The organism is Rhizobium azibense (assembly GCF_004342325.1).
GTDB lineage: Bacteria > Pseudomonadota > Alphaproteobacteria > Rhizobiales > Rhizobiaceae > Rhizobium > Rhizobium etli_B.
In genome coordinates, this window is the sequence record NZ_SMBJ01000037.1 from 1 (window position 1) to 4,437 (window position 4,437).

Consider the following 4,437-nt stretch of genomic DNA (forward strand, 5'->3'; position numbering starts at 1 on the left):
TGCGGGTTCTACTATGGCTTCAGGCCAGGACGAAACCCGCCCATGGCGCCGGATGCATTTCATACAGCGATCATGAGCCAACGTGTGAGTTGGGTGCTCGATGCCGACCCGTATCCTGCAACTAATGCCTGCGGGCGGGTGCCGCGGTGGACCGACTTGTTCATCACGCAACGATCATTCGAAATGAACGTTGAAAGCTATCGACGACGTTCCACCCATGGGGGTCAAACGCCGGCGCGGCAGGCCAGCCTCATTCGCGACAATCAAAGGCACCGCCAGTTTGTCGCGCGCATTGCCTCGCCTGAACTGCTCCCTGAGAATGGGTTATTGCCTCATCTAAATTGCTCCCGCCGAATCAACCTCGGGAGCTGTGATGAGGAAGGTCAGCATGGCGACACGTGCGGAATTGGTGGCAGCGATCAGTTGTCGCTATGTGTTAGGCGGGCGGGCCGAGAAGGCGAGGATGTTAGACGAGTTCGTGGCGCTCACGGGCTTTCATCGCAAGCATGCGATGCGACTGCTGCGAGGAGAACGCAAACCGGCGAAGGGTGGTCCTCGGCCAGGGCGCCGGGTTTACGGCGACGACGTGCGGGCAGCGCTCGTCGTTGTTTGGGAGGCGTCGGATCGAATTTGCGGCAAGCGACTACACCCCCTGTTGCCAACACTAATCGAAGCGATGGAACGTCATGGACACGGCGATATGAATAGCGAGACGCGCCGGCGACTCTTGACGATGAGCCCAGCGACGATTGATCGGGTCCTCAAGGAGATTAAAGCGAGCGCCACGGGTCCGCGGCGCCGGAAAGGATCAACAGCGATTCGGCGTAGTGTTCCCGTTCGAACCTTCTCGGATTGGGATGACCCCGCACTTGGCTTTGTCGAAGCTGACCTCGTTTCTCATTCCGGCCCGTACCCGAGGGGTGCCTTCTCGCAAACGCTGGTGTTGACAGATATAGCCACGGGCTGGACGGAATGCGCGCCGCTGCTGGTTCGCGAGCAAACGGTACTGATCACTGCGTTGGCCGAACTGCGCAAGTTGCTGCCGTTCCCGCTGCTGGGCTTCGACACCGATAACGACAGTGTGTTCATGAACGAGAGTGTTCATGAGTATTGCTTGCGCGATAATATCGAACTTACCCGTTGCCGCCCTTACCGAAAGAATGATCAGGCATTTGTCGAGCAGAAGAATGGCGCAATCGTGCGCAAGATCGTTGGATACCGACGCTTCGAGGGGCTGCGAGCCACTCGGGAGCTGGCCAAGCTTTATTCGTCAATGCGGTTGTTCGTGAATTTCTTTCAGCCATCAGTCAAGCTGGAAGAAAAGCACCGTGACGGAGCCAAGGTGATCAAGCGCTATCATCGTCCTGCCACACTCTTCCAGCGGCTGTTTGACGACCCACGCACGCCGGAGGATACATGCCTTTGGCTCAAGGCGATGTACCTGACGCTCGAAGACTTTCTTTCTGGCTTACGGATTGCTTGGCGTGGTGGTGAAGTGAAACCGACTGCCCGCTCCAAGCCAGCGGCCAAGCGAGAGCGGCGGAGGCCCGATCCTCTACTCGCCGTCACTGCCGAACTCGAGGAATGGTTCGAGGCGGAGCCTTGGCGAACTTCGCGAGAGTTGCTTGAACGCTTGCAGGTCAAATGCCCCGGCGTGTATCCCGACGGCCTCATTCGGACCGTGCAGCGCCGAATGAAAATCTGGCGCAGTACACAGGCCAATGCGCTGGTGTTCGGGCCATTCGCCGATGCCGCGCGGCAGACGGAAAGTATAGAGGTCGGGCAGTGAGATCATTACCGAACAATACAGGATCGTCATCCGCGCTCTTACCGCCAGGTTGGCCTTCGACAACCGACCCCACCGGAAAACATGATGACCGCCCGCGAAGCCGCCCGCTCGCTACAGCGCTATTGAGAGGCGCGCTCGCGAGCGGCTTCGCTACCTCCGTCACCTGCACCAGGTGCGGGGATACGATCGGAACAACCCGTGAGGCATTCGAAAACATCGAGTGAGGCAACGACATTATTCTCCGGGAACACTCTTGGGTGAGGCAATACGGCGTCTCATCCTGATCGCCGCCCCATAGGTCGCATAACTATCAGGCGTGCAACGGGTTCTGTCAGCAGCTACACCGCAATGGTTCCGTTGCCTGAGGCGGCGAAATCAGAAAGGCCGGCGGAAAGATTGGTTGGAATCGGAAATTCTGACGGCACCCTTCGCGCTGCATGTTCCACACATCACCCGAAACTGCTTAAATGAAGGCCAATTTTAGCGGGCTCCGCATGGCAAGCGGCAAGCTGGCGAGCCTCTCAAGCCATGTGCCGGCCTGATGGTCGAGTGCAGACGATTGTCGGCAAGCCGTCGCCATATGGTGTTCGGCCATGCCTTGAGGGCATGATTGGATCTGGCTTTAGCATGCTGGGCGGCGGTCGGCAGGCATTAGGATCGAGGTTCCAAATTTGAATTTCGGAGGAACGGCATCGATGTACCCAAGACGGAACCCGCCGCGCGATGACGATTCTCGCGAAGTAAGTGGGTGGATCGAAGGCGTGACCGGAGCTTTCGAGACGGACGCCTGGATCGACGACTACTATTCAGAGAGCCGAGACCTGGAACAGGATCCGACCGACTTGCGCCTCGGTTCGCACGATAGTGACGCCGGCGACCGTGTGCCGCGTCGCAGTTCCGTGGGCGGTTCGATGCGAGTGACGCCGCAGTCGCTGGCGCCGGAGAGGGGTTCGGGGCAGCAAGACGTCGATGCCGCAACGGAGACTCACGTGGCCTCAACCAAGGTTCGCAAGCGTGGTCGCCCCGCCGACCGAGACATGCATCCTGATGACGAGACCCGTATCAACCAGTTCGCGGAAGCAGTCCGAAACTACGAAATTCTACCCGACGGTAGCGTCGGCCGAGGGGACGGAAGGGTTCCCGAGGCTACCGTCGAGAACAATTTAGGGATTCTTAGGAGGTTCGCTCGTTGGCTCCGAGCAGAAAACAGAGATTCGATGGCTTCTCGGCTTTTAAACGATCCAGATTCGCTAGCCGGTGATATCGCGGATTACTGGGCAAACGGTGGGGACGATCGTAAGCGTCTTAACTCAGCACTGTCTCATTTCAGGAGGCTCTCGCCTGAGGGGCAAGAACTCCAAGCCGTTGGACCTGGGCCGCGCCTGATGGGCCGCCGAATTCATGATCCTTATCCCGACGACGCCCTCATTATTGAGGCCTTGGCCAACGAAGAGCGGAGTAAGCTCCGACCGGTCTCGACTTCCCGGAAAAATGCCAGTAACCAACGAAAATTTAGCGCTTGGCTCAAAAGGGAGGGCAGGGAGAGCATAGTCAGCCGACTCACGGGTACTGATGAGCAGCAACGGTCGTTGCAGGAGGATTTTAGGAAATTTACCGAGGCCGAGGGAAAAGTGGTCGTGAGTTTCGATCGGCTGCGGCAGTATCTAGGCGCCGAGTCCCAGTTGAAACAGCATAATCCTTATCCCGACGACGCCCTCATGATTGATGGCTGCGCCAACGAAGAGCTGAGCAAGCTCGGATCGGACTCGACTTCCAAGAGGAATGTTGTCCGGATTACGGCCATAAATCAACGGAGGTTTAGCAATTGGCTCCAAAAGAATGGTAGGGGGAGCATAGCCAGTCGCCTGACTGGCAGTGATCAGCAGCAAGGGTCGTTGAAGGACGATTTTAGGGGCTTTACCAAGGCTGAAGGAAGAATAAACGTGGGTTTTGATCGGCTGCGGCAGTATCTAGGCGCCGAGTCCCAGTTGAAGCAGCATGATCCTTATCCCGACGACGCCCTCATTATTGAGGCCTTGGCCAACGAAGAGCAGAGTAAGCTCGGACCGGTCTCGACTTCCCGGAAAAATGCCAGTAACCAACGAAAATTTAGCGATTGGCTCAAAAGGGAGGGCAGGGGGAGCATAGTCAGCCGACTCACCGGTACTGATGAGCAGCAACGGTCGTTGCAGGAGGATTTTAGGGCCTTTACCAAGGAGGAAGGAAAAAAAGTGGTCGTGAGTTTCAATCGGCTGCGGCAGTATCTAGGCGCCGAGTCGCAGTTGAAACAGCATGATCCTTATCCCGACGACGCCCGCATCATTGATGACCTAGCCAAGGAAGCGCTGAGCAAGCTCGGATCGAACTCGACTTCGCAGAGGAAAGTCGTCTTGAATCTGGCCAGCAATCAACGGAGGTTTAGTGATTGGCTCCGAAAGAAGGGTCGGGGGAGCATAGGCAGTCGCTTGACTGGCAGTGATCAGCAGCAACAGTCGTTAAAGGACGATTACAGTAACTTTACCAACGCTGAAGGAAAAAGAATAAGCGTGAGTTTCGATCGGCTGCGGCAGTATCTAGGCGCTGAGTCGCAGTTGAAACAGCATGATCCCCATCCCGACGACGCCCTCATGATTGATAGCTTCGCCAAC

The 4,437-nt window shown here is 57.2% G+C and carries 1 protein-coding gene and 1 pseudogene; both read left to right on the plus strand.

What is annotated here, in order from left to right; genetic code table 11:
* The first annotated feature begins 373 nt into the window (after positions 1–373).
* Positions 374–1,789: an ISNCY family transposase gene (locus EV130_RS32300; RefSeq protein ID WP_026188840.1), complete on the plus strand. Its 1,416-nt coding sequence runs from the start codon at positions 374–376 to the stop codon at positions 1,787–1,789.
* 761 nt (positions 1,790–2,550) lie between these two features.
* Positions 2,551–4,437, plus strand: a pseudogene (locus EV130_RS32310) (Ulp1 family isopeptidase); the annotation flags it as partial.

What these genes read in the sequence shown, in the direction of transcription:
- EV130_RS32300 (WP_026188840.1), top strand. Translation starts at nt 374, where the DNA reads ATGAGGAAGGTCAGCATGGCGACACGTGCGGAATTGGTGGCAGCGATC.